The organism is Streptomyces sp. NPDC003077 (genome assembly GCF_040611095.1).
Classification (GTDB): Bacteria; Actinomycetota; Actinomycetes; order Streptomycetales; family Streptomycetaceae; genus Streptomyces.
The window spans coordinates 1-24,734 of record NZ_JBEXNM010000023.1; the positions used below are offsets into that span (position 1 = coordinate 1).

Sequence of the window (24,734 nt, forward strand, 5' to 3'; positions counted from 1 at the left end):
GGCCCCGGCGCCGCGGCCGGGCACGCGGCGGCGGACGAGCCCGGGCCCGCCACCGGCGCCCCCGGCGGCGGCGAGCCGGGCGCCGCTCCGGCCGGGCCGGGCGCCCCGGCCCCCCGCCGCACCGGTGCCACCGAGCAGGGGCCCGAGGCCGACGACACCATCGCCATCCGCCTGGAACAGCTCATCCTCGGCGCCGACCGCCGCTACACCCCCTTCCAGGCCGCCCGCAGCGCCGGCGTCTCCATGGACCTGGCCTCCCGCTTCTGGCGCGCCATGGGCTTCGCCGACATCGGCCAGGTCAAGGCGCTCACCGAGGCCGACGTGCTGGCCCTGCGCAGGCTCGCGGGCCTGGTCGAGGCGGGGCTGCTGAGCGAGGCGATGGCCGTGCAGGTCGCCCGTTCCACGGGCCAGACCACCGCCCGGCTCGCCGACTGGCAGATAGATTCCTTCCTGGAGGGGCTGACCGAGCCGCAGGACTCCGGCCTGACGCGCACCGAGATCACCTACCCCCTCGTCGAACTCCTCCTCCCGGAGCTGGAGGAGTTCCTGGTCTACGTCTGGCGCCGCCAACTGGCCGCCGCCACCGGCCGCGTCGTCCAGGCCCAGGACGACGCCGAGATGGTCGACCGCCGGCTCGCCGTCGGCTTCGCCGACCTGGTGGGCTTCACCCGGCTCACCCGGCGGCTGGAGGAAGAGGAACTGGGCGAGCTCGTCGAGGCGTTCGAGACCACCGCCGCCGACCTGGTGGCCGCGAACGGCGGGCGACTGATCAAGACGCTCGGCGACGAGGTCCTCTTCTCCGCCGACGACGCGGGCACCGCCGCCGAGATCGGACTGCGCCTCATCGAGACCATGTCGCATGACGAAACGATGCCGGAGCTGCGGGTGGGCATCGCCTTCGGCACGGTCACCACGCGCATGGGCGACGTCTTCGGAACGACCGTCAATCTGGCCAGCCGCCTGACGTCGATAGCGCCGAAGGACACGGTGCTGGTGGACGAGGCGTTCGCGGAGGAACTGGGGCGCACCGGCGACGCGCCGGTGTCCGAGGCGGACGCCGCGGCGGCGGAGAAGGCCGCCAAGGAGAACGCGGAGGAGGGCACCGAGGAGCCCTCCCTGCCGTCCTACCGCTTCGCCCTCCAGCCGATGTGGCAGCGCCCGGTCCGCGGCCTCGGCGTCGTCGAACCGTGGCTGCTGAGCCGCCGGGGGTGAAAGGGGGGCCGGTCTCGACCGGTCCCCAGCGATTTCGCTAGCGATTTCGCTAGCGATTCCGATCGGCTTCAGGCCCACCGCCTTCAGGTCCACCGCGTCCGGCGGTTCAGCGGTGGCCGCCCTCGCTCCGCTTCGTCATCCGCTCGAAGAACCACGCTCCGGCGAACACGACGGACGAGCACGCGAACGTCGCCGCCGCCGAGGCTCTCCCCGACGTGATCCAGAAGGCGATTCCCGCCAGGAACGCGAGCACGCCCAGGAGAAAGAACGTCACCGAGTTCTTTCGGGATTCGCTCACTTCAACTCCATATCGGTCTTCTTGGCCGGTCCGGTTCCCTTGGTGGCAGTGGCCTACGGGAGCCGGACCGAGAGAACTAGATCATCGCCGCCACGGCCACCCACCACGAAGACTTCTCGCGGTGGCTCCTGTAGGCCGCTGGGTCGCGTAGACCGCGCGATGGCTTCGAGACGAAGCGCGTGATGGCTTCGAGACGAGGCGAGGCGAGGGGTAGCGGGTGGTGGCCCTCGGGTGACGGCCCTCTTCGCGCCCCATCGGCCGCGATCCGGGCCGTTCCGGGACGCACGCCTACCGTTCGGGCCGCACGCCTACCGTTCGAGCCGCACGCCTACCGTTCCGGGCCGACCCCCGACGCGATCCGGGCCGCTCCCGGACCGATTCAGGCCGACCTCTGATCGGTTCGCTCCGGTCTCCGGCGCGGCCGGAGCTGTCGCCACCACACCTCCCTGGTCCCCGATCGCGTCGAAGCGGGGCGCCGCCGTGCGTGTGGATCAGTCGGCCGCCGTCCCTCCCCTCCCGGCCGGTCGCGATCTAGAGTGATAACGACCGTTAACAGGGAGCAGGGAGGGTGCGGTGAGCACGGAGAACTCGCTGAGCACAGGCGGTGCGGAGGGTGCGGCAGGTGCCGGTGCGGAGGGGGTGGTGAACCCGGCCGACGAGCGGCGGTTCGGGGAGCACGTCCTCGTGCGGTGGCACGGCCACGTCGCCGAACTGGTGCTGGACCGACCCCAGGCCATGAACGCCGTGTCGACGGCGATGGCGCGTTCCCTCGGCCAGGCGTGCGCGGCGCTGGCCGAGGACCGGCGGGCCCGCGTCGTCGTGCTGACCTCGACCCACCCACGGGCGTTCTGCGTGGGCGCCGACCTGAAGGAGCGCAACTCCTTCACCGACGCCGACCTGATGCGGCAGCGCCCGCTCGCGCGCGCCGCCTACACCGGGGTGCTGGAGCTGCCGATGCCCACCGTGGCGGCGGTGCACGGTTTCGCGCTGGGCGGCGGCTTCGAGCTGGCGCTGGCCTGCGACCTGATCGTCGCGGACAGTACGGCGGTGGTGGGTCTCCCGGAGGTGTCGGTGGGTGTGATTCCCGGTGGCGGCGGGACGCAGTTGCTGCCCCGCCGGGTGGGTGCGGCCCGCGCGGCGGAGCTGATCTTCACCGCGCGCCGGGTCGAGGCGTCCGAGGCGCTGGGCCTGGGGCTGATCGACCACCTGGCGGACGAGGGGCAGGACCGGACGCGGGCGCTGGAGCTGGCGGCCGGTATCGCCCGCAACTCGCCGGTGGGCCTGCGCGCCGCCAAGCGCGCCCTGCGGCTGGGGCACGGCCTGGACCTGCGCGCCGGTCTTGAGGTGGAGGACGGCGCCTGGCGCAGCGTGGCGTTCTCGGGCGACCGGGCGGAGGGCGTCGCCGCCTTCAACGAGAAGCGGGAACCGGACTGGCCGGGGGAGTGAGCCAAGGGGAGTGGCCCGAGGGGGGGTGCCGGGGGGGCGCGGGCGTCGGGACGAGGCGGGGCCCGCCTGCTCGCGCGCTCCCGGAGCGCGGGGGGTCGTGGAGCTGGAGAGTGCCCGCCTGCTGGAGTGCGCCCCCGTCCGACGGCCTGTGCTCGTAGCGGAGAGTGACCGGCGCTCCGGCCGCCGAAACCGTCGCAGCGGGTCACAGGCATGGGCGGCCGGAAGCGTAACAGAGGGTGAGTGGGATCGGGGCGGGATGCGGGCCGGTAGGGAGCGAAAGGGGCGGATGGGGTTAAACATTCCTACGCTGTAGTGCAGGATGACATCACGGTAACGGAGCGTGGTGAACAGTGGCGGAGTGTAATGACCGGTGGCGGACGGTGAGGGCCGGTGACGGGCGAGGGCGACGCGAAGCTGCGGGCCGTGGTGGAGCTGGCGCAGGCGATGGCCTGCGCGCACACTCCGCGTGAGTCCGTACGCGCGGCGGCGGAAGGGGCGCGCCGGGCCCTGGGCGGCTCCTTCGCCGCCGTCTCGGCGTGGGAGCGGGACCTCGGGCGGCTGAAGGTCCTGGTGAACGTCGGGGAGTTGATGGGCGGTGAACGGGAGTTCCCGGAGGGCGAGACGTACCCGGTGCACGAGTTCCCGGAGATCGTCGGATTCCTGCACGAGCGCTGGGCGGGCGGCGGTCGCCCCGACGCCTGGGTGGAGACGGCCGAAGGCCCGTACTGCCAAGGCAGCGCCTACAACCACCAGCGGATGGCCGCCCTGCGCCGCCGCGGCCGGGGCTGCTGCGTGGTGGCGCCGATCGTGCTGCACGGGCGGGCGTGGGGCGAGCTGTATGTGGCGCGCTCGATCGGGGAACCGGTCTTCGACCGCGGCGACGCCGAATTCGCCACCGTGCTGGCGGCGGTGACGGCGGCCGGCATCGTCCAGACCGAGCGGCTGGCGGAGGCCCGCCGGCTCGCCTTCACCGACGCGCTCACCGGCCTCGCCAACCGCCGCGCCGTGGACGTGCGGCTGGACGAGGCGCTGGAGCGGCACCGCCGGGAGGGGGCGGTGGTCAGCCTCGTGGTGTGCGATCTGAACGGGCTCAAGCGGGTCAACGACTCGCGTGGGCACGCCGTGGGGGACCGTCTGCTGGAACGGTTCGGCTCGGTGCTGTCGCTCTGCGGCGCGATATTGCCCGGCGCCCTCGCCGCGCGGCTGGGCGGGGACGAGTTCTGCCTGCTGACGGTCGGGCCGCCGGCCGACGAAGTGGTCAAGGTCGCCCACGAGGTGTGTGAGCGGGCCGCGGACCTGGAGATCGGGGAGGGGGTCGCGGTCGGCGTGGCGTCGACGGGCGACCCGATCGGGCCGGTGCGCTCGGCCCGCCGCCTCTTCCGGCTCGCGGACGCGGCCCAGTACCGGGCCAAGGGCGCGCGGGCGCGCGAGCCGGTGGTGGCAGGGCGGCCCGGCGGCACGGACGACCCGGTGGTCCGCCTCGCGGACGCCCCGGAGCGCCGCCCGGGAGGGCCGGAGCGGCGGCGGTTCCGGCGATGAGCGGTGAGCAGCGGTGAGTAACGGTGAGCGGTGAGCGGCGGCGTGCGATGAGCGGCGGCGTGCGATGAGCGCCGTGCCGCCGCGGGACGGTGGCGCCGCTGCGGGACGGTGGCGCTGTCGGGGGTAGGGGCGGTGGTGGTGCGGGGTGACGTACGGGGTGGTTCGGCGTTCCGGTGCCCGAGCCCGATGGTCCGTGGGGGCGGGGCTTGTCGGCCCGGCGTGCTGTGGGCCGGCGGCTTCGTACGCGCCCACCTGGGGATTCCCCGGTCCGCGCCGTCCTCCCCGCCGTGCGCGGTGGTCTCCGCCGTCCCTCTGTGGCCGCTGCGAATCCAGTGGTGACATCCAGGGATTCAGTCTCTAGGGTGCCTGAATATGGATATGCAGACAGTGGACACGGTGGTGCTGAGGACGTCGGGCACGACCGCACAGGACGTCATCGCCGTGGCCCGCGGCGCGGCCCGGGTCGAGGTGTCGGAGGAGGCGATGGCGGCCGTCGCCGCCTCGCGCGCGTTCATCGACGACCTCGCCGCCAAACCGGACCCGGTCTACGGGGTGTCCACCGGCTTCGGCGCCCTGGCCGTCCGGCACATCAGCCCCGAACTGCGCGCGCAGCTCCAGCGCAACATCGTGCGCTCGCACGCGGCGGGGATGGGCCCGCGCGTGGAGCGCGAGGTGGTCCGCGCGCTGATGTTCCTGCGCCTGAAGACGCTGGCCTCCGGGCGCACGGGCGTCCGCCCGGTCGTCGTCTCGGCCATGGCGGGCCTGCTGAACGCGGGGATCACCCCGGTGGTCCACGAGTACGGCTCGCTGGGGTGCTCCGGCGACCTGGCCCCCCTGTCGCACTGCGCGCTGACGCTCATGGGGGAGGGCGAGGCCGAGGGCCCCGACGGCGTCGTGCGCCCGGCGGCCGAACTGCTCGCCGCGCACGGCCTGGAGCCCGTCGAGCTGCGGGAGAAGGAGGGCCTGGCACTGCTCAACGGCACCGACGGCATGCTCGGCATGCTGCTTATGGCCTGCGACGACCTGGCCCGCCTGTTCACCTCCGCCGACATCACGGCCGCGCTCTCCCTCGAAGCGCTGCTCGGCACGGACAAGGTCCTGGCCCCCGAACTGCACGCGATCCGCCCGCACCCCGGGCAGGCCGCGTCCGCCGCGAACATGCTCAAGGTGCTGGCCGGTTCGGGACTCACCGGTCACCACCAGAGCGGGATCGACGGCCAGCCGGGCGCGCCGCGCGTGCAGGACGCGTACTCCGTCCGCTGCGCGCCCCAGGTCGCGGGCGCGGGCCGGGACACCCTCGACCACGCCCGGCTGGTGGCGAGCCGGGAGCTGGCCGCCGCCGTGGACAACCCGGTGGTCCTGGAGGACGGCCGGGTCGAGTCGAACGGCAACTTCCACGGCGCGCCCGTCGCCTACGTCCTGGACTTCCTCGCGGTCGCCGTGGCGGACCTCGCCTCGATCGCGGAGCGTCGTACGGACCGGCTGCTGGACAAGAACCGTTCGCACGGCCTGCCCGCCTTCCTGGCCGCCGACCCGGGTGTGGACTCCGGGCTGATGATCGCCCAGTACACGCAGGCCGCGCTGGTCAGCGAGTTGAAGCGGCTGGCGGTACCGGCGTCGGTCGACTCCATCCCGTCCTCCGCGATGCAGGAGGACCACGTCTCGATGGGGTGGTCGGCGGCGCGCAAGCTGCGGACCGCCGTGGAGAACCTGACCCGGGTGCTCGCGGTCGAGCTGTACGCGGCGACCCGCGCGCTGGAGATGCGCGAGGGCCTGACCCCGGCCCCGGCGAGCCGCGCGGTGCTGGACGCCGTACGGGCCGCGGGCGTGCGGGGGCCGGGAGAGGACCGTTTCCTCGCGCCGGATCTGGAGGCCGCCTACGGGTTCGTACGGGACGGGGAGCTGGTGGCGGCGGCCGAGAAGGTGACGGGGGAACTGGCCTGAGGGGGTGAGGGCTGGTCCGGCGGTCGGGGGGTGGGTCTGACAGGTCGGGAACCTGCCTGGCGGGTCGGGGCACGCCTGATGCGCCCGGGGGGTTTGAGGGCCTGAGGGTAGGCCTGACGTGTCGGGGGCTTGAGGGCCTGGGGGCAGGGCTGACGGGACGGGGAGCGGGGCCGGCAGGGCAGGCGAGGCCGGTGGGATCGCCGGGAGAGCCGGGAGCGTCGGGAGCATCGTGCGGTGCTCCCGAGCCCCGCCGTCCGCCGTCCGCCACCGACTCGGTTCAGGCCCCGCGTCCGTGACCGGCCGCGTCCCCGACCGCGTAGGCGCCCTGCCCGCTGGGGACGGGTTCGGCGCCGCCTTCCCCCTCCCAGGTCTCCTCGGCGTCCTGTTCCTCCTCCTCTCCGAAACCCTCCAGGCCGTGCAGGTCCTCCAGGTCCGCGTACAGGTCCTCGTCGTCCTCCTCGGCGGCGTCCTCCATGTCCCACGCCACCGTCTCCGGGTCGTGGTCGACCTCCTCGCCGCTCCACGAGGCGTGCGCCATCTCCACGCCGGGGACGTCCCGCACCAGGACGATCGGGTCCAGGAGGTACGCCAGGGACTCTGCCGGGTCCTCCTGGACCACGTCCCGTGCGTGCCGACGGCCCTCGCCCGACAGGGACTCGTCACTGCTGATGTGGTCGAGCGCGGCCCCCGACAACTGGTCGGGGTCCGTCACCTCCACCACCACTTCCACGCGGAGTCGGACAAACCGTGATGTCTCGCCAATGTTCATGTCTGGGAGCGTAAGCATCCGGAGGGCTGGCTTCCCCGCGACCCGCTGCGGTCACTAACATCTGCCACGAACATCTGCCCGAGACGGCCCATGGTCAATTCGCCGAGCCCGTAAGGGGGATCGCCACATGAGCGCACGCCGACCGCTGCTGACCGCCACTGCCGCCGGTTCGGTGCTGCTCGCCTTGTGGTTCGTCCCCTCCGCGAACGCCACGGTCGAGCACCGCGGGGCTTCGCCGGCCGCCGAGCGGTCCCCCGCGTCCGCCGAACCGGCCGCCGCGCGGTCGGAATCCGGCCCGAGCGGCCCGCTGCTCGCCGACACGGGCAGCGTGGACACCACGCCGTACGTCGTGGGCGGCGTGGCCTCGCTGGGGGTCGGGGCGGGACTGGTCGTGTTCTCGCTGCGGAGGCGCGCGGGCGGGGCGGTCTGAGCGCAGGCGGTCCGAGGGTGGGGCGGTCCGAGGGCGGGGCTGTGCTTTCGTGAACGGGGCTGTCCGTGCGCGCTGTAAACGGGGCTGTCCGTGCGCTCCGTGAACGGGACGTGTCCGGCCTGGCTCGCTGCGTAAGTGAAGTGCTCTCCGTGAGTGACGCGTCCTGCCGTCTTCGCGCGCGGCGCGCGTCCTGCCGTCTCCGTCGGCGGTTTTCCGCTCCCCGGTGTGTCCCTACCGCGCTGCTCCCGGGCCTGCTCGGAAGCGGTACGAGCCCCGGCCCGCGCTCCTTCCTGACTCCCGCCGCACCCCGCTCATAAGCCGCGTGGCATTCCCCACACCTACCAAAGGTGTGGAACGGACTAAAGGGAACAGTCGTTCATATAGGCGTCGGCTGGAAGGTCTGTCTCCGTTCCCCTTCCGTTCCCCGGCGCCCCACTCGGGGATATTCCATGATTCCGTTGCAATGGAGAAGCGTGTGATGACGCTCAGCAAGCGCCGCAAGGGCCTGATAGCCACTGCCGCGCTGCTCGGGGGCTCCCTGACGCTCGCGGCGTGCGGCGGCGGGGACGACGGGTCCCGGCCGGAGCCGACCAAGAAGGTGGACGAGGCGGCGGCCCGCAACGCGTCGGACGCCAAGATCAAGATTCAGCCCAAGGACGGGTCGGCCAACGCCGGCATCAACGACGACGCGCGGGTCACCGTCACCGACGGCACCCTGACCGACGTCAAGATGACCGCGGCCGACTCCAAGAACGCCGGGTCGAAGAAGCCGGTCGAGGGCACGCTGTCCGCCGACAAGAGGACCTGGAAGCCCAAGGAGCGGCTGGACCGCTCGACCAAGTACACGGTCACGGTGCGTGCCAAGGACGCCCAGGGCCGCGAGGCCGTGGAGAACTCGACCTTCACCACCGTCTCCCCCGCGCACAGCTTCATCGGCACCTTCACCCCGGAGGACGGCTCGACCGTCGGGGTCGGGATGCCGGTGTCCCTCACGTTCGACAAGCCGGTGAAGAACAAGAAGGCCGTCGAGTCCGCGATCAAGGTCTCGGCCGACAGCAACCAGAAGGTCGTCGGCCACTGGTTCGGTGACCGGCGCCTGGACTTCCGGCCCCAGGAGTACTGGAAGGCCCACTCCAAGGTCACCATGTCCCTCAAGCTGGACGGCGTGGAGGCGTCCCCGGGGGTCAAGGGCGTGCAGAACAAGACCGTGTCCTTCACCGTGGGCCGGTCGCAGGTCAGCACCGTCGACGCCGACACGCACCTGATGACGGTGGTCCGGGACGGCAAGACGATCAAGACGCTGCCGATCTCCTCGGGCAGCGAGGAGCACCCGACCTACAACGGGCAGATGGTCATCTCCGAGAAGTTCCGCGAGACCCGTATGGACGGCTCCACGGTGGGCTTCACCAGGAAGGACGGGAAGGGCGAGTACGACTTCCCCGACGTGCCGCACGCGATGCGCCTGTCGACCTCCGGCACGTTCATCCACGGCAACTACTGGAGCAAGGGCACCTTCGGCAACGTCAACACCAGCCACGGCTGCATCGGCCTGCGTGACGTGCAGGGCGCCGACGACCCGTCCACGGATGGCGCCTGGTTCTTCGAGAACTCGATGACCGGCGACGTCGTCCGGATGGTGAACTCGCCCGACCACACCATCCAGCCGGACAACGGCCTCAACGGCTGGAACATGGACTGGCGGCAGTGGGTGGCGGGCAGCGCGCTGAAGTGAGCGGGCTCGGGGTGAAGGCCCCTGGGTGAATACCCCGAGGTGAACAGCCCTAGGTGAGCGCCCGGAGGTGAACACCCTTAGGGGCCCCACACGCCCGCGAGGCCGTCGGCCCTACGTCATGGCCGTCCGCTCGTCAGCCCGCCCGCTCATCAGCCCGCCCGCCCGTCGCGGTCCCGGCCCTCCGTCGTGGCCCGGGTTCCCCGGAAGATCGTTGGGGAGCCCGGGCCCCGTCCGTACAGTGAGCGTGTGAGCGAGCACAAGAACGGACAAGGCGGACAGCACGGGCCCGGCGCGACGCAGGACGGGACGGCCGGGCAGCGGGAGCGCCGCGGCGGCCAGGGCCCGCGGAACGGCCGGGGCCGGCAGCGGCGCCCGGTGGCCGACGAACTGGTCGGGACCGTGCTCGGCAGCGTCCTGTACGCCGCCGACGGGGACGAGGCCGCGGACGCCATGGAAGCCGGAGCCTCGATGCTGGCCGCGGCCCCCGTCGGCCAGGAGGCCGTGAGCACGGCGCTGCTGGCCGCCGCCGAGGCGAGCGTGCGGCGCTGCTGGGAGGGCGGCTGGCAGCCGGCCGACCTGGAGCGGATCGTGCGGCGGGAGACGGGCGACAACGGGCTGGCCGCGCTGGCCGTGGACGCGGTGGCCGCCGAGGCCCGGCGGCACCCGGCCGGCCCCCGGGACCCGCGGTGGGCCGCGCAACTGCGCGACCTGAAGGCCGAGGCGTGGTGGCAGACCGATCACGGTTATCTGGACGAGCTGGCGCGCCGCCGCCGCACCTCCCGTTTCGACACCGCCTACGACATGCTGGCGGCGCTGCGGGTGATCGGCCGGCTGCCCCGCATCACCCCGCTTCCGGCGCCGCGGTCGGCGCGTCCGGGCGGTGCCGCCGAGTCGCGTGCGCTCGGGCGCGTCCGGGGGCTGCTGGCCAAGGCGGAGGCGACCACCTTCGCGGAGGAGGCCGAGGCGCTGTCGGCCAAGGCGCAGGAGCTCATGGCGCGGCACAGCATCGACGAGGCCTTGCTGGAGAGCGGTCCCGGCGCGGGCGGTCGGGTAGGCGCGGCCGGGCGGGCCGGGGCGGCCGGGCCCGGGCCGTCGGCGGTGCGCATCGGCATCGAGGGCCCGTACGAGCAGGCGAAGGCCCTGCTGCTGGACGCCGTCGCGGCCGCCAACCGCTGCCAGGCCGTGTGGTCCGGCGAACTCGCCTTCTCCACCGTCGTGGGCTTCCCCGCCGACCTGGAAGCGGCCGAACTGCTCTACACCTCGCTCCTCCTGCAGGCCACCGCCGCCATGCACCGGGCGAGCGACGATCATCACGCCAGCGGCCGGTCCCGGCGGACGCGGGAGTTCCGGCAGACCTTCCTCGTCGCGTACGCGGACCGCATCCGGGGGCGGCTGACGGCCGCCACCGGCGAGGCCACCGCCGAGGCGGCGGACGCCGAGCCCGACCTCCTGCCCGTCCTGGCCGCCCGCGAGCTGGCCGTCGAGGAGACGACCGGCGAACTGTTCCCGGACACCGCCCCCGTCCGGCTCCGGGGCGTCCGCGACGCGGCGGGCTGGGAACAGGGCACGGCCGCCGCCGACCGGGCACGACTGGGGAGCGGGGGACAGGGGCGGTAGGGATGGGGGGCGTTCCTTGGGGCCTTACGGGCTCCCGGCGGGGCAGGGACGGTGGTCCGGGGGCGCCCCCCTTACGGGTTCCGGTGGGGCGGCGGCGGTGGCTTGGGGGCGTCCCTTACGGGGTCCCGGCGGGGTGGCGACGGTGGTCCGGGGCGTCCCTTACGGGGTCCCGGCGGGGCGGCGACGGTGGTCCGGGGCGTCCCTTACGGGCTCCCGGCGGGGCGGCTGCGGTGGCTCGGGGACGTCCCTTACGAGACCCGGCGGCTTGTTCGCACGTCCTCCTCGGCGCGATTCCTCTCGTCCTCGCGTCGCACCATGCACATGATCAAACTCGTGCTCTCGGACGATGGCCCGCCCCGCGCCGTTCGCGAGAATCAAAGGCCACGACAGCAACGGCGCTCACGGCGTCCGGCGCCTACGGGGGCCCGTAAGGGTGCGTCCGGACAACGCGTCACCTAAGGGTCTCTCCGGACGACGCGCCACCTAGGGGTGTCCCCGGACGATGCGTCACTTAGGGCACGGGGCGCGCCTGTCGTGATCGGTGCGTGCGGGGGCTGGGCCGGGGCGTGCGAGGACACCCACGGTCGCCGTCGACGTGCCGGAGTACCGAGTTCGATCAGGCATTGACGACACGTGATGTGACGACGACGGGAGATCCCATGCCCCTGACCGACCCGAACCGCCGCGGCATACGCCGTGCCGCCATCGCCGCGGCCGTCGTGCTGTCCCTGACGGCGACGCTGGCCCCGGCGACCGCCGCGGTCGCTGCCCCCGCTTCCACCGCCACCATGGCGGATCGCGCGCCCCTGGCCGCGCGGGCGACCGGGACCTGGGACAAATCCCTCGACAAGTCCCTGCGGGCGGTCGTCGACGCGGGCATGTACGGCATCTACGCCGCCGCCCGCAACGGCTCCCACCACTGGCGGGGCGCCGCCGGCGTCGCGGACGTGAAGACCGGCCGCCCGGTCACCGCCGGCATGGAGCACCGGGTCGGCAGCGTCACCAAGGCGTTCACTTCCGTGGCCATCCTCCAGCAGGTCGCCAAGGGCCGCGTCGACCTCGACGCCCCCATCGCCCGCTACCTCCCCGGGACCGTGCCCGGCGAGCTGGGGAAGCAGATCACCGTCCGCATGCTGCTCAACCACACCAGCGGCATCGGCGACTACGTCATCGGCGCCTTCCCCTCCCTGCGCGAGGGCTCCACCAGGAGCCTGGACGACTACCGCTACCGCCACATCGCCCCGGAGGAACTCGTCCGCCTGGGCCTGAAGGAGCCGCGCACCAACGCGCCGGGCGAGAAGCACTCGTACTCCAACACCAACTACGTCATCGCCGGACTGCTGCTGAAGAAGGTCACCGGGCAGAACCCCGAGGCCTACATCACCCACAACGTGATCAAGAAGGCCGGGCTGCGGCACACCTACTTCCCGAAGTCGCCGCGCATCACCGGCCCGCACTCCAAGATGTACGAGAACTTCTACGGGCTGATCGACCCGCCGCGCGACTACAGCGACTACGACATGTCCTGGGCCGGCACCGCCGGCGCGCTGGTGTCCACCATGGACGACCTCAACCACTTCTACCGTCAGCTGCTGGGCGGCAAGCTGCTCAAGCCCGCCGAGCTCAAGGAGATGCAGACCACCGTCCCGATGCCCGGCCCGACGGGTGAGGTGGAGGGGCACTACGGCCTCGGCATCTACGCCATCGACCTGCCGGGGTGCGGACGGGTCTGGGGCCACAGCGGCGGGGTCTTCGGAGCCGGGACGAACGTCCTGTCCAGCGAGGACGGCCGTCGGCAGGTCGCGTTCGGCATCAACCTGATGAAGTACCAGCGCTTCGACGAGAACGGGCGGCTGAAGGAGAGCCCCATCGACAAGGCCCTGAACGCGACCCTCGCCAACGCGCTGTGCGACACGGGCAGTGGCCCGGGCACCGGCACGGGCACCGGCGCGGGCAAGAACAAGCCCGCGCGGGGCTTCGCACCCGAGCGGACGAACACCGGCCCGCTCCTCCCGTCCGCCGCGGGCCCGTTGGCCCTGGACGCCCCGACTCTGGCGGCGGCGGCCCGCCGCTGACGGCACCTCCGCCCCACCCTTGACGGCACCGCCACGTCCCGGACGACGTGGCGGTGCCGCGCGCAAGAGGCGGCGGGACACCCCGTAGGGAACCCGCACGCGCCAAGCACCTGCCGGGCCCCTGACAGGGCCGTTCCCTAGGGGAGTTCCAGAGGCGGTCCGCCCGCCCACGCGCCCCCTAGGGAACCCCCGTACGGCTCACCGCACAGGGAGACCCGGCCCCCCGGTCCTCACCCGCAGCGCCCCGCCGGCCGGGTCCGCGTGACCAGGTTGGTGCGACCGGTCGTCCCGTCGACCCAGATCACCTGCCGGCCGCCCGGCACGGCGGGCATCACCTGCTCGCCGCGGTTGCAGGACACCCGGCCCTTCTGCGTGCCGTCCACCGAGAGCTGCCAGATCTTGCCCAGCGTCTCGTTGCGGTACTCGGGGGCGGGGCCGGTGTCGGGGACGGGCGTATAGGTGGGGACGGTCACCGCGTCCTCGGTGGCCAGCAGGTCGGCGGGGCGCAGCGCCTCCGGGCCGTCGCCGGGGCTGATGTCCACCACGTTCGTCCCGTCCAGGTCCGCGCGGCGCACCGCCGCGATCCCGGACCCGGACCCGTCATCGGTGGGGACCAGCCAGAAGACGTGCTTGCCGTTGACGGCGGTCTGCCCGAGGCTCGTGGGCTGCCCGAGCTGCCCCATCCGCGTGCGCTGCCCCGTCTTCAGGTCGTACACCTCGGTGTCGTAGGTGCGTCCGGTTTCGTGGCGCTGGACCCTGACGTAGGCGATCCGGCCGTGCGCGAGCGACGCGGAGGTCGTGATCACGTCCTCCTCCTCGTTGATGGGCACCGGCTTCGGGTTGCTCATCCGCAGGTACTCGACGTGCCACGCGCCCGGGGACGGATGCCTGGCGAAGACGACCACGTCGCCTTCGACCGCCAGGCTGGACGGGCCCCGGCGGCCCGACTGCCACAGCGTCTTGACCAGGCCGCCCGTGAGCGGCCGGGCCAGGATGCTCGCGGACCGGCGGTTGTGCGCCACCCACACCACGGTCTTGCCGTCGGTCACCGGGGAGTCGTGGATGCGGCCGTCGTTGGGGCTGATGAGCTGGGGCGCGCCGGTGCCGTCCGTCCGGCCGGCCCAGATGGAGGACGGCTCGGTGCCGTTCTCGTTCGACTTGGCCGTGACCCACCAGCCGCCACCCGCGCCGACCGTGGGGTAGGCCGTGTTGACGCGCTCCAGGAGCACGTCGGAGTCCACGCCCATGGCCGGTTCCCAGCCGGGCACGATGCCGTGAGCGCTGAACGCCCGCTCGGCGGCCCTCAGCTGCGCGTCGGTCACCTGGAGGCCCCGTGCCGCGGCGAGCACGGCGGCCCGGCCCTCGGTGAAGCCGTCCAGCGGGGTCATGTACTCGGTCAGCGCCTTGTAGACGATCCGGTCGGCGAGCGTGCCGCCGAGGTCCTCGCGCAGGTCCCACAGGGCGCCCGAGAAGATCGTGGAGTTGAGGTGGACGCCGCCGTTGTCGGTGCCGAAGGACACTCCGAGGAACGACTTCGAGGTCGTCCGGCCGTCGTTGAGGTCGCGGACCGCGCAGGCGCGCGGGGACTTGGTCCGGCACAGCGACTCGCCCAGCAGTCCGGAGTCGGGGCTGTCCATGGGGATGCCGCGCACGTCGGTCTCGATGGCGTTGCCGAAGTAGTCGGCCAGCGCCTCGCTCAGGGCGCCGGACTGGCCCGCGTAGACGAGGCCGGCGGAGCGCTCCACGACGCCGCTGGTCAGCTCGTGGCCGACGACGTCCAGACCGGCGGAGAACGGGCGGTACTCCTCGTCGCCCGCGCCGAACACCGCCTTGTCGCCGTCCCAGAAGGAGTCGACGAACGGGGCTCCGCCATCGGACACGCCCACCAGCGAGTTGACGGCCATGCCCCAGCCGTCGATGCTGTCCCGGCCGTGCTGCCGGCGGTAGTAGTCGTAGACCTGGCCCGCGCCCCAGTGCGCGTTCACGGCGCCCGCCTCGGTGGCGTCCTTCCCGAAGTCGGGGGTCGGTGAGCCGAATTCCTGGATGCCGTAGGGCCAGCTGCCGGTGACCTCGCCGACGCTCAGGCCGCGCGCGTCCCACGTGGCGAGGGTGTTCTTGCTGGTGTCCGCCATGCGGGTGTGGTCCCGCATCACGTACTGCCCGCGGTCCTGTGCCCAGGCCAGCGGCAGTTCGACGGTCGTCCCGTCGAACGTGACGCCCGAACCCTTGACGGGGCCCGGCTCGTCACGGAGACGGCGTGATGCGGCGTCGGAAGCCTTCTGCCCGTCCGCCTTCTGCCCGTCCGCGCGAGCCGCCGCGCCGGCGCCCGGGGCGCGGAACGTCTTGATGGCGCTGTACTGGAGCACCGGATACCCGTTCTCGGCGTCCACGTAGACCTCGTACCGCACCGGCTCGCCCGTGACCGGGTGGGCGCCCCGCACGGTGACGTGCCGGGTGAGGACGCCCTCGCCCCTGGGCAGGACGACCAGCCCGTGTGCCGTGCCGGTCAGCGGCGGCACGCCGTCCTTGGGGATCCGCTTGCCCACCAGCCGGTCCGTGGTCGTGTCGACCGCCCGCTCGATCGCCAGCGCCTCGTCCACCTCGGACGTGACGCCGGTCCGCAGCCCGGTGAAGTACCTGCCGGAGGTCCCGGTGACGATCCGCTTGCCGCCCTCGCGCTCCATGCGCACGACGTACTGGGCACCCAGGACGTCCACGCCCCGGTGCTTCTGCTGGAGCCGCACGACCTCGCGGGTGCCCGTCGTCACCGTCCGTACGGGCCGCAGGTCACGCGCCGGTTCGGCGATGTGGTAGCGGCCTTCCTTCGCCGCGAGGTGCCCGCGCGCCGCGTCGGCCGCCGCACCGGTGGCCGCGGCAGGTTCCCGGATGCCGTCCACCAGCGCCGGGGTCTCGGTGCGCTGCCCGGCGATCACCTGTCCGGGCTCGGGCGGCTGCGGACCCGGGGACGCCGCCTGCGCGGGCACCACCGAAACGACGAGTGCGGCGGCGCCCAACAGCGCCGCCGCACTCGTCACCCCGCTCCGGAACCCGAACGCCCCGGCTCTCTCCGCTCTCCCGGGTCTCTCCGCTCCGCCCGATCTCTCCGAACGCGCTCTGGACACACGCAAGGTATCCCCCTCTGTCACATGCCTGTCAGCCGTCACATATCCGGCATGCTCATGCAAGCGGTGACCCGGCGGTACGGCAATGACGCGTGGGGCGGGAGCGACGATTTCCGGTCAACGGGGCGTAGCGGTGCGGGAGTTGACGACTGTGGCTGGTCGGTTGACCGAAGCCTGGAGCCCCCCGCCTGGCACACGACTGAGGCGGCAGCCCCTCGCGGCCGACCGCCCCCACACACGGGACACGGACGGCGACGAGCCACGAAGCGCCTTCAGGGGCTCGCCCGTTCCTCGCGAAGCCATAGGAACGGCGACGAGCCCCGCAGCCCACCCCTCAGGAACTCACCCGGTGCCTTCTCAAGGGCTCACCCGGCCCCCACGAAGCCATACGAACGGCGACGAGCCCGCAGCCCGCCTTCAGGTGCTCACCCGGTCCCACCCCTCAGAGCCTCACCCCTCACCCCTCACCCCTCACCCCCCACGAAATACGCCCCCGGCGGCACCCCGACCACCCGCCGGAACGCCGCCACGAACGCGCTCGGCGAGGAGTAGCCGACCCGCGCGGCCACCGCCGCCACCGTCGAGCCGCCCGCCAGCAGCGGCATCGCCGCCTGCAACCGCGCCCGGGTCCGCCACTGCCCGTACGACATGCCGGTGTCCGCCAGGAACGCCCGCGCCAGCGTCCGGCCGCTCGCCCCCACCGCCGCCCCCCACTGCTCCAGCGTCCGCTCGTCCGACGGCCGCGCGCGCAGCGCCTGCGCGACGCGCCGGGCCCGCGCGTCCCGGGGCATCGGCGCCAGCACCGTCGCCACGGTCACCGGCCGGAGCTGGTCCAGGACGACGCCCTCCGCCCGCTCCCGGGCCGCCGGGTCCAGCCGGTCGTCGGCCAGGTACGAGATCAGCTCGCGCAGGAGCGGCGAGACGCCGACGACGGTGGGCTCGGTCCAGCCGACCGGGCACCGTTCCGGCAGGTAATACAGGCTCCGGAACAGCGCGGGCCCGGCGGCACCGGTGGCGTGCCGGACACCGGCCGGGATCCACAGCGCCATCACGGGCGGCAGCACCCAGGTGTTGCCCCGCGCCCGCACGGCCAGCACACCGCTCGCCGCCCAGGTCAGCTGATGCGCCCCGTGCCAGTGCCGCTCGAACCACTGCCCGCCCGCCATGGGAAAGCTGCCGACGACCACCGCGGCCTCGGGAAGCCCGCTCTCCGGTACCAACGTCGTCCGGACGCCGCCCAGTTCGCCCCCGTGCTCGGACCCGTATTGGGGCGCGTCCCCCGGCCCGGGCCCGTCACCGCGTCCCGGCCCGTGCTCGTTCCCGTGTCCGTGCTCGTTCCCGTGTCCGTTTGCCGACACGACATGTCCCCCTGTCCCGTGGTGGACACCACGGCCCTCTTCCTAGCATCGCCGCATGCCTTCGATGAACCGTTTTCACCAATGGCTGTGCAGTTCCCAACTCTGGGCGCGCGAAGTGGAGCGGAAATTGCTGCCCTGGGCGCTGAAGGACGTCCGCCTGGGCGACCGGACCTTGGAGATAGGCCCCGGCTATGGCGCCACCACCCGCATCCTGGCGCGCTGGGCGCCCGGCCGGCTGTCCGTCGCCGAGATCGACGAAAGTTCCGCCGCCCGCCTGCGACACCAGTACGGCGACGAGATCGAGGTCCTGCACGCGGACGGCACCGACCTGCCCCTCCCGGACGGAAGCTTCGACACGGTCGTCTGCTTCACGATGCTGCACCACGTGCCGTCCCCGCAGCAGCAGGACCGCCTGTTCGCGGAGGCGTTCCGCGTCCTGCGCCCCGGCGGCCTCTTCGCCGGCTGCGACGGCCGCGCGAGCACCGCCTTCCGCCTCATCCACTTCCGCGACACCTACGTCCCCGTACCCCCCGAAACCCTCCCCCACCGCCTCCACGCCGTCGGCTTCGACACCCCCGCCATCACCCTGACCCGGGACAACTTCCGCTTCCGGGCGAGGAGGCCGGGGGTGGCGAAGGGGTCGCCGGACGCCGCTGCCGCTTCCGCCGGGCAGGCGGGGTAGGGGACGAGCGGGCGGTGCCCCACCGGTGAGGAGGACGGGCGCCAGCGGACCGGGAACGCGCACCAGCGAGTCCGGCTGCCTTTCCGGGCGCCCGCAAGGCACTCGCGAGTTCCGCCTCGTGGCTCAGCGGTGCCTGCTGCTGCCACATTCCGGAACAGGAACGCCCTCGCCTCGCGGGAAACGAGGATGCGCGGGCAGGTGCCTGCCAGCTACAACAATCCCTATGACGGTCTTCTTCTGCGCGAAATGCGGTGCCGAGCTCACCCCTGACCTGGTGGAGCTGCCCGCCGTGCCGGAGGCCTCGGACGATGACAGGGACCGGGACAAGAAGACGTTCCTGGCTCCTTCCACCGTGCCGCGAGGGCACTACGCGGTGGATCCCGAGCCGTGGGGCGCACCGTTCGTCCCACCGACCGGCGAGCCCCGGCCGCACCATCCGCGCCGACTGCTCATGCCGCCCGACATGACCGACTGGATCTCGGCCGGGCCGAGGAACACCGTCGTCGTGCATCCCGACGACGTACCGGACCTGCGGCTGCGTGCCCAGGGGCACCCGCACCACGGCTGTTGCGGCCCGCACGGCACCGGGGGCCGCAACATGGCCTGCGGATGCGGTGTCCTCGTCGCCACCCTCGTTGCCGACTGCATGGGCCCGTACGAGCTCCACCTCGATTCCGTACGGGTGTACGCGTTCGAGCAGTAGGCGGCGCCACTTCCGCACCCGGTGCGGCGCCTCACCCCTCCTGGAACCGCGGCTTTGGCCACACGGCGACCGACTCGCCCGACGACGAGTAGACCTCCAGCGACGAGAGGTAACCGTTCTTCGTGAACACCAGCGCCCCGGCGTCGTCCGGCTCGGCGTACCAGGCGTCGGCGGCCGGGTTCTCGGTGACGGGGGCCGGTGGCACCGCCGTGCGGTCCACCGTCAGGTCGACGGTCGCGCAGCCGCATCCGCAGTGGCCGGTCACGCGGGCGTGCGGGATCTGGGCGCGCAGGGCCCTGCTCACCGGGTCGGGGCCCGTGAGCAGGGCTTCCAGCGTCGCCTTCGCTTCCGGGGACAGAGGCTCAGCCATCGACCTTGGCGACCCCGACCGGGCAGGAGAGCCCCGTGCCGCCGATGCCGCAGTAGCCGCCGGGGTTCTTGTCCAGGTACTGCTGGTGGTACCCCTCCGCCGCGTGGAACGGGCGCCCCTCGGCGGGCAGGATCTCGGTCGTGATGGGGCCGTAGCCGGAGCGCTGGAGGACGGGCTGGTAGGCGTCGCGGGAGGACTCCGCCTCGCGCTGCTGCTCGGGGGTGTGGGTGTAGATCGCCGAGCGGTACTGCGTGCCGACGTCGTTGCCCTGGCGGAAGCCCTGGGTGGGGTCGTGGGACTCCCAGAAGACCTTCAGCAGGTCGCCGTACGAGACGCGGGCGGGGTCGTAGACGACGCGGACGGCCTCGGTGTGGCCGGTCAGGCCGCTGCACACCTCTTCGTAGGTGGGGTGCGGGGTGTGCCCGCCCTGGTAGCCGACGAGGGTGGTCCACACGCCCTCGGTCTCCCAGAACTTGCGTTCGGCGCCCCAGAAGCAGCCCAGACCGAAGTCGGCGACGTGCAGGCCCTCCGGGTAGGGGCCCTCCAGCGGGTTGCCGAGGACGGTGTGGCGTCCGGGGACGGTGAAGGCGGGCTCGGGGCGGCCCTTGAGGGCCTCGTCGGGGGTGGGGAGCTGGTTCTTGAAGGCGCTGAAGAGCATGACGGGCTCCAGACGGGTCGGCGGGGCGGGCGGGGCCCGTGACCGGGCCGGCTGTCCGGAGAACGTTTCCGGGGCGGGGGGAATTCCGCGTGTACGGCCTGTGAGGACGGACGGTGAGGGCGGACGGTGAGGCGGTCTGCGGGGACGGCCTGCGGGTGGTCCCGGCTGGTCCCCGGCTGGTGCCGCTCAAGGCCGACGTCCGGCGAGCCCACCGGCTCGCCGACGGCGCCGCCGCGCCCGGACGGCCGCCGCGCCCGGCCCGTCTCCGCGCCCCGACGGCCTTCCCGCCCCGCCCCTCAGTGCCCCGGCGGCGGGAACGACGCCGACGTGCCGCCCATCTGCTGCCAGCCCGCTATGGCGGCGCCCCGGTAGGCCGCGTACGCGGCGGCCGGGTTGGCCTCGTAGGACCAGGGGACGGCGCCCACGTGGCCGTCCACCTGGCGGAGTTGTTCGATCGCCTCGGCGTAGCGCTCGGCCCGGACGAGGAACCACACCAGGAGGTGGCGGACGTGCGGCGCCATGGGGTGGTCGGCCGGGGCCTCGCGGAGCGCGTAGTGCGCGCCCTCGATGGCGCGCTCCACGACGGCGCTCTGGTAGAGGCTGCTGACCATGTTGGCCTCGGGCAGGTGCTCGTACACCGAGAACAAGGGCAGGGCGGGCAGCAGGCTGCCCGACGGGGCGGAGGCGGCGGCGCGCTCGGTGAAGGAGTCGGCCTCCTGCCGGGAGCCGTGCCACTTCTGCGACCAGTAGGGGAGCGCGGCGAGGTGGGCGCCCATGTGGTGCGGGGCGCGCTGGGCCACCTTCGACCACAGCTCCTCGTAGTCGGCCTTGCGGTCGCCGAGGCCGCGGGCCACGGCGAGTTCGGTGATGTACGGGATGGGGCTGCCGGGCGCCAGCAGGGCGGCCTCGCGGCAGACCGTACGGGCCTCCTCCAGGATCATGCGGTAGTCCTGGGAGCCCGGGTCGCGCAGCGCCTGAAGGACGAGGAACTGCGCGTGGGTCTGCGCCCCGCCCGCGTCCTTGGGTGCCTCAAGGCGCCACGTCCGCAGCCAGACGCCGCCCCGGCCGGGCTCCTCGGCCAGTTCGAAGGCGGCGGCCCCGGCCAGCGTCTGGACGCGCTGCCAGCGGCGCTCCCAGTCGTCCCCGGTGGCTGCCAGCAGCTGGGCCGCCGGACGCCACTCTCCGGTGCGCCGGATCTCCTCCAGCGCCTCTTCCAGGGCCTCGTCCGGGCCGGGCAGCCGCACGTCCAGCTGCTGGACGGGGACGAAGCCGTACCCCGCGGCGGGGTCGGTGGCCACCGCCACCCCCTGGCCCGTCGCGAGCGCGGCCCGCCGGCGCCGCATCCAGGGCACGAGGAGCACACCGCAGATCGCGGTGGCGGCGATGAGTACCAGCAGAGCGTCCATCAGGCGAGTCCCCGGGCGGTGGAGTGGGCGGGCGGCGGAGCCGGCGAGCGGGTCACGTGGCTCGTACGTATTCCACTATCCAGCCAACCAGAAAGTTCCGGAAAGCCGCCCGACCCGGGCGACTACCCTCGGCAGACATGAGTGATCAGCGCACAGAGCGCCACCAGCGTTTCGAGACCCTCGCCATCCACGCGGGCCAAGAGCCCGACGCCGCGACCGGCGCGGTCGTCCCGCCCATTTACCAGGTGTCCACCTACAAGCAGGACGGTGTGGGCGGCCTGCGCGGCGGCTACGAGTACAGCCGCAGCGCCAACCCGACCCGTACCGCCCTGGAGGAGAACCTCGCCGCCCTCGACGGGGGGCGCCGCGGCCTGGCCTTCGCCTCCGGCCTGGCGGCCGAGGACTGCCTGCTGCGTACGCTGCTCACCCCGGGTGACCACGTGGTCATCCCCAATGACGCGTACGGCGGCACGTTCCGGCTGTTCGCCAAGGTGGCCGAGCGGTGGGGCGTGGAATGGTCGGTGGCCGACAGTTCCGACCCGCGGGCCGTGCGGGCGGCGCTGCGTCCCCGGACGAAGGCCATCTGGGTCGAGACCCCCAGCAATCCCCTCCTGGGCGTCTCGGACATCGCGGCGCTCGCCGCCGTCGCGCGGGAGTCCGGGGCCCGCCTGGTGGTGGACAACACCTTCGCCAGCCCCTACCTCCAGCAGCCGCTGGCCCTGGGCGCGGACGTGGTGGTCTACTCCACGACGAAGTACATGGGCGGTCACTCCGACGTGGTCGGCGGCGCCCTGGTCGTCAACGACGACGCTCTCGGCGACGAACTCGCCTTCCACCAGAACGCCATGGGCGCCATCGCCGGCCCCTTCGACTCCTGGCTGGTCATGCGCGGCATCAAGACGCTCGCCGTCCGCATGGATCGGCACAGCGAGAACGCCTCGCGGATCGCGGAACTGCTCGCCTCGCACTCCAAGGTGACCCAGGTCTACTACCCGGGGCTGCCCGAGCACCCGGGCCACGAGGTCGCCGCCAAGCAGATGCGCGCCTTCGGCGGCATGGTGTCCTTCCGGGTCGCCGGCGGCGAGCAGGCGGCGGTGGAGGTGTGCAACCGCGCGAAGCTGTTCACCCTCGGCGAGTCGCTGGGCGGCGTCGAGTCGCTCATCGAGCACCCGGGACGGATGACGCACGCCTCGACGGCGGGCTCCGCCCTGGAGGTGCCGAACGACCTGGTGCGGCTGTCGGTCGGCATCGAGGCGGTGGACGACCTGCTGGCGGACCTGACGCAGGCCCTGGGGTAGCCGGGGGCCGGTGAGTACGGGGCCGGACGGGGTCCGCGGCGCTGGTTACCTGGGGGCGCCGCGGGCCCCGTCCGGCGTGTGCGGAGGGCCGCCGGGGAGCGCGGGCGGGGGCGTCGGTACGGCGCGGGCGGGGGCCGGTGACGGCGGCGCGCCGGGCCCGGCGGCAGCGGCTCGCGGGGCTTCGGGGACATTGGCCGGAAACCTCCTCCCGGCCGCGTGGCCCGGCGCGCCAGGGGGCGCCTCGAAGCGATCGGTTCCGGTCCCGCGTGTCTGACCGAGTGTGTCCGTATCGGGGCTGTCGTCGGACGGTGAGGCCAGGCGGGACGGAAGGGGCCGGAGGCCCGTCGGCCGGAGCCCGGACGGTGGGGCGAGGCGGGACGAGAGGGGCCGAAGGCCCGTCAGCCGGAGCCCGGACGCGAGCCCGCCACCCGAACCCTCACCACCCCTCCACACTGGGCGTCGTCCTCAGCGGTGGCGGCGACCACGGATGCGCGACCGCCGCCCAAGCCAGGAGGGCCGCCAGGGCCGCGATGGCCGCGAGCAGCCCGAGGCGGCGCAGGGCATCGCGGCGCGCCTTGAGCCGCCGGCCCCGTTCGGCCGCCTGGAAGGCCATGCCGGGGGGAACGGGCGGGCGCGGGCCGTCCAGCAGCCGCCGGACCTGGTCCTCCTTGTGGTCGGGGAGCGTCATGACGCGGCCACCTCCGGGTGCGCGAGCGTCGGGTCGGGTGCGGGGCCCGGGGGGTTCCCGGGGGAGGGCCGCGCGCCCGGGAGGGGCGCGGGGGACCCGCTGCGCATCGCCCCGAGGGCGCGCCGGAACAGTTCGTGCACACGGTCGGTGGGCAGCCCCAGTTGGGCCGCGGTCTGTTCCTCGGCCACGCCCTCGTACAGGCGCAGCACCAGGACGAGGCGTTCCTGGGGGGAGAGGCGGTCCAGGAGGCCGCCGCGGGGGTGGCGGTGGCGCCAGGCGGTGTGGGCGAAGTGGCGGACGAGTTCCTGGCGTGCGCGGGCGTACGGGTCCTCGCCCCGCAGCCGGTCCCAGTCGGCGTAGGTGCGGGCCAGGGCGGTGACGAGGAGGTGTTCGGCGGCGGGGCCGGGCCGGTCGTCCGGCTCGCCCGTCAGCAGCCCGGCGGCGCGCAGGAGCCGCCCTCCCGCGCCCGCCACGAAGCGTTCGAACTCCTGGGCGCGGCGGCGCTCTTGCGCAATCCGCCGCTCTCGCACAGCGCCTCCCGGCCCCTCGACCTCCATAGCACGGCAAGCGGCGGCGACGGGTCAAGAGGCGCGGCGGGGGCGGGCTCGCGGCACCGGGCCGCCCGGTGACCGGCCGTGGGTCAGGAAGCGGCGCTCGGCGCCGGGAGGGTGGCGGTGATGGTGGACAACGACGTGTTGAAACGCGTCAGGAGCGTGCAGAAGGAGTCACGTTCCTCGTCCGACCAGCCTTCCGTGACCAACGCCATCAGGGCGCGCCGTGAGGCCCGGACCTCCTCCAGGCGGGTCCGGCCGCGCTCGGAGAGCTGGAGCACCACGGCGCGCCCGTCCTCCGGGTGCGAGGTGCGGGTGACCAGCCCCGCGTCGACCAGCGGCGCGACCTGCCGGGTGACGGTCGAGGAGTCGATGCCCATACCGGCGGCGAGCGCCTTCACGCCCATCGCGCCCTCTTGGTCCAGGCGGTTGAGCAGGAGGTAGGCGGCGCGGTCCATGGAGTTGCGCGCCTGCCCGACGCCGCCCAGCCGGCTCTGTTCTGCTCGGCGGGCGAAGACGGCCACCTGATGTTGGAGCGCGTCGAGGAGAGCGTGGTCGGTGTGGGTCGTCATGTCCGAAGAGGTGGGCATGGCCGGGAGCTCGCTTCATGGGGTGCGTACGGATTGGGGGACAGAGTACGCGGCTCGGGCCCGGGCCGTACCGACGCTGTCCGAACCCGTGCGGGTCCGAAGACCGGCCGGACCGACCCGAAGGCGAACTGTAAGACTTGGCGCCATGGCCGATCACACGCCGCACGCGTCCACTCCCGTACCGCCACATGCGGTCACACCCGCACCGGTGCTCGACTCCGCCCCCGTGCCGGGCCCGCTGCCCAC

Annotated in this window: 21 protein-coding genes; 11 read left to right on the forward strand and 10 right to left on the reverse strand. The window is 73.3% G+C overall.

All coding sequences use genetic code 11. From position 1 onward, the window contains the following. Positions 1–1,212 (forward strand): adenylate/guanylate cyclase domain-containing protein (locus ABZX96_RS17515; protein WP_355545041.1); only part of this gene is annotated, 1,212 nt, incomplete at its 5' end. Between the two features lie 106 nt (positions 1,213–1,318). On the opposite strand, the gene ABZX96_RS17520 is transcribed toward ABZX96_RS17515, so the two are convergent. Then, positions 1,319–1,510, reverse strand: coding sequence for a hypothetical protein (locus tag ABZX96_RS17520; RefSeq protein WP_355545044.1), 192 nt, complete (start codon positions 1,508–1,510; stop codon positions 1,319–1,321). Positions 1,511–2,152: 642 nt separating this feature from the next. Here ABZX96_RS17520 and ABZX96_RS17525 point away from each other — a divergent pair. The 3 genes from ABZX96_RS17525 to hutH all read left to right on the forward strand — a co-directional run bounded on the left by ABZX96_RS17525 (position 2,153) and on the right by hutH (position 6,439). Beyond that, positions 2,153–2,956, forward strand: a complete 804-nt coding sequence (locus ABZX96_RS17525; protein WP_355545295.1) for an enoyl-CoA hydratase-related protein — start codon at positions 2,153–2,155, stop codon at positions 2,954–2,956. Positions 2,957–3,400: 444 nt separating this feature from the next. Further along, complete coding sequence (locus ABZX96_RS17530; protein WP_355545298.1) at positions 3,401–4,495, forward strand: GGDEF domain-containing protein; 1,095 nt, start codon at positions 3,401–3,403, stop codon at positions 4,493–4,495. Positions 4,496–4,867: 372 nt separating this feature from the next. Beyond that, positions 4,868–6,439, forward strand: coding sequence for a histidine ammonia-lyase (hutH, locus tag ABZX96_RS17535; protein ID WP_355545047.1), 1,572 nt, complete (start codon positions 4,868–4,870; stop codon positions 6,437–6,439). Between the two features lie 277 nt (positions 6,440–6,716). Here the strand turns inward: hutH and ABZX96_RS17540 are convergent, their stop codons facing one another. Beyond that, a complete protein-coding gene (locus tag ABZX96_RS17540) occupies positions 6,717–7,208 on the reverse strand; it encodes a hypothetical protein (protein WP_355545050.1) in 492 nt (163 codons plus the stop codon). Between the two features lie 127 nt (positions 7,209–7,335). On the opposite strand from ABZX96_RS17540, the gene ABZX96_RS17545 reads away from it, so the two are divergent. The 4 genes from ABZX96_RS17545 to ABZX96_RS17560 all read left to right on the forward strand — a co-directional run bounded on the left by ABZX96_RS17545 (position 7,336) and on the right by ABZX96_RS17560 (position 13,062). Then, the gene (locus ABZX96_RS17545; protein ID WP_355545052.1) at positions 7,336–7,638 is read left to right on the forward strand and encodes a hypothetical protein; all 303 of its coding nucleotides are present in this window, start codon (positions 7,336–7,338) and stop codon (positions 7,636–7,638) included. A 478-nt stretch (positions 7,639–8,116) separates the two neighbouring features. Further along, positions 8,117–9,370, forward strand: coding sequence for an Ig-like domain-containing protein (locus ABZX96_RS17550; protein ID WP_355545055.1), 1,254 nt, complete (start codon positions 8,117–8,119; stop codon positions 9,368–9,370). Between the two features lie 246 nt (positions 9,371–9,616). Next, entirely contained in the window at positions 9,617–10,987 is a 1,371-nt protein-coding gene (locus ABZX96_RS17555; protein WP_355545058.1) for a DUF2786 domain-containing protein, read from the forward strand. Between the two features lie 659 nt (positions 10,988–11,646). Beyond that, positions 11,647–13,062, forward strand: a complete 1,416-nt coding sequence (locus ABZX96_RS17560) for a serine hydrolase domain-containing protein (RefSeq protein WP_355545061.1) — start codon at positions 11,647–11,649, stop codon at positions 13,060–13,062. Positions 13,063–13,292: 230 nt separating this feature from the next. Here ABZX96_RS17560 and ABZX96_RS17565 read toward each other — a convergent pair whose 3' ends face one another. Continuing rightward, positions 13,293–16,097 carry a M4 family metallopeptidase gene (locus ABZX96_RS17565; protein ID WP_355545064.1) on the reverse strand — a complete coding sequence of 935 codons (2,805 nt, stop codon included), beginning with the start codon at positions 16,095–16,097 and terminating at the stop codon, positions 13,293–13,295. A gap of 551 nt (positions 16,098–16,648) precedes the next feature. After that, entirely contained in the window at positions 16,649–17,542 is an 894-nt protein-coding gene (locus ABZX96_RS17570; protein ID WP_355545067.1) for a helix-turn-helix transcriptional regulator, read from the reverse strand. A 55-nt stretch (positions 17,543–17,597) separates the two neighbouring features. On the opposite strand from ABZX96_RS17570, the gene ABZX96_RS17575 reads away from it, so the two are divergent. Continuing rightward, positions 17,598–18,224 (forward strand): class I SAM-dependent methyltransferase, encoded by a 627-nt coding sequence (locus ABZX96_RS17575; RefSeq protein ID WP_355545070.1) that lies wholly within the window; start codon positions 17,598–17,600, stop codon positions 18,222–18,224. 223 nt (positions 18,225–18,447) lie between these two features. Continuing rightward, on the forward strand, positions 18,448–18,927 hold the full coding sequence (locus ABZX96_RS17580; protein WP_355545073.1) for a hypothetical protein: 480 nt from the start codon (positions 18,448–18,450) through the stop codon (positions 18,925–18,927). A 31-nt stretch (positions 18,928–18,958) separates the two neighbouring features. On the opposite strand, the gene ABZX96_RS17585 is transcribed toward ABZX96_RS17580, so the two are convergent. The 3 genes from ABZX96_RS17585 to ABZX96_RS17595 all read right to left on the reverse strand — a co-directional run bounded on the left by ABZX96_RS17585 (position 18,959) and on the right by ABZX96_RS17595 (position 21,361). Continuing rightward, positions 18,959–19,297: a hypothetical protein gene (locus ABZX96_RS17585; RefSeq protein ID WP_355545076.1), complete on the reverse strand. Its 339-nt coding sequence runs from the start codon at positions 19,295–19,297 to the stop codon at positions 18,959–18,961. Then, positions 19,290–19,955, reverse strand: coding sequence for a peptide-methionine (S)-S-oxide reductase MsrA (msrA, locus tag ABZX96_RS17590; RefSeq protein WP_355545079.1), 666 nt, complete (start codon positions 19,953–19,955; stop codon positions 19,290–19,292). Before msrA ends, ABZX96_RS17585 begins: the two co-directional genes overlap by 8 nt. 296 nt (positions 19,956–20,251) lie before the next feature. After that, the gene (locus tag ABZX96_RS17595) at positions 20,252–21,361 is read right to left on the reverse strand and encodes a hypothetical protein (protein WP_355545081.1); all 1,110 of its coding nucleotides are present in this window, start codon (positions 21,359–21,361) and stop codon (positions 20,252–20,254) included. 137 nt (positions 21,362–21,498) lie between these two features. Between ABZX96_RS17595 and ABZX96_RS17600 the strand changes: the two genes are divergently transcribed. Then, positions 21,499–22,659 carry a cystathionine gamma-synthase gene (locus tag ABZX96_RS17600; RefSeq protein ID WP_355545084.1) on the forward strand — a complete coding sequence of 387 codons (1,161 nt, stop codon included), beginning with the start codon at positions 21,499–21,501 and terminating at the stop codon, positions 22,657–22,659. Between the two features lie 436 nt (positions 22,660–23,095). Here ABZX96_RS17600 and ABZX96_RS17605 read toward each other — a convergent pair whose 3' ends face one another. From ABZX96_RS17605 to ABZX96_RS17615, 3 genes are all read right to left on the reverse strand, one after another. Then, on the reverse strand, positions 23,096–23,347 hold the full coding sequence (locus tag ABZX96_RS17605; protein ID WP_355545087.1) for a hypothetical protein: 252 nt from the start codon (positions 23,345–23,347) through the stop codon (positions 23,096–23,098). Beyond that, the gene (locus ABZX96_RS17610; protein ID WP_355545089.1) at positions 23,344–23,877 is read right to left on the reverse strand and encodes a sigma factor-like helix-turn-helix DNA-binding protein; all 534 of its coding nucleotides are present in this window, start codon (positions 23,875–23,877) and stop codon (positions 23,344–23,346) included. The genes ABZX96_RS17605 and ABZX96_RS17610 overlap by 4 nt, the downstream gene beginning before the upstream one ends. Before the next feature lie 110 nt (positions 23,878–23,987). Further along, positions 23,988–24,488, reverse strand: coding sequence for a MarR family transcriptional regulator (locus ABZX96_RS17615; RefSeq protein ID WP_355545092.1), 501 nt, complete (start codon positions 24,486–24,488; stop codon positions 23,988–23,990). Positions 24,489–24,734 lie beyond the last annotated feature (246 nt).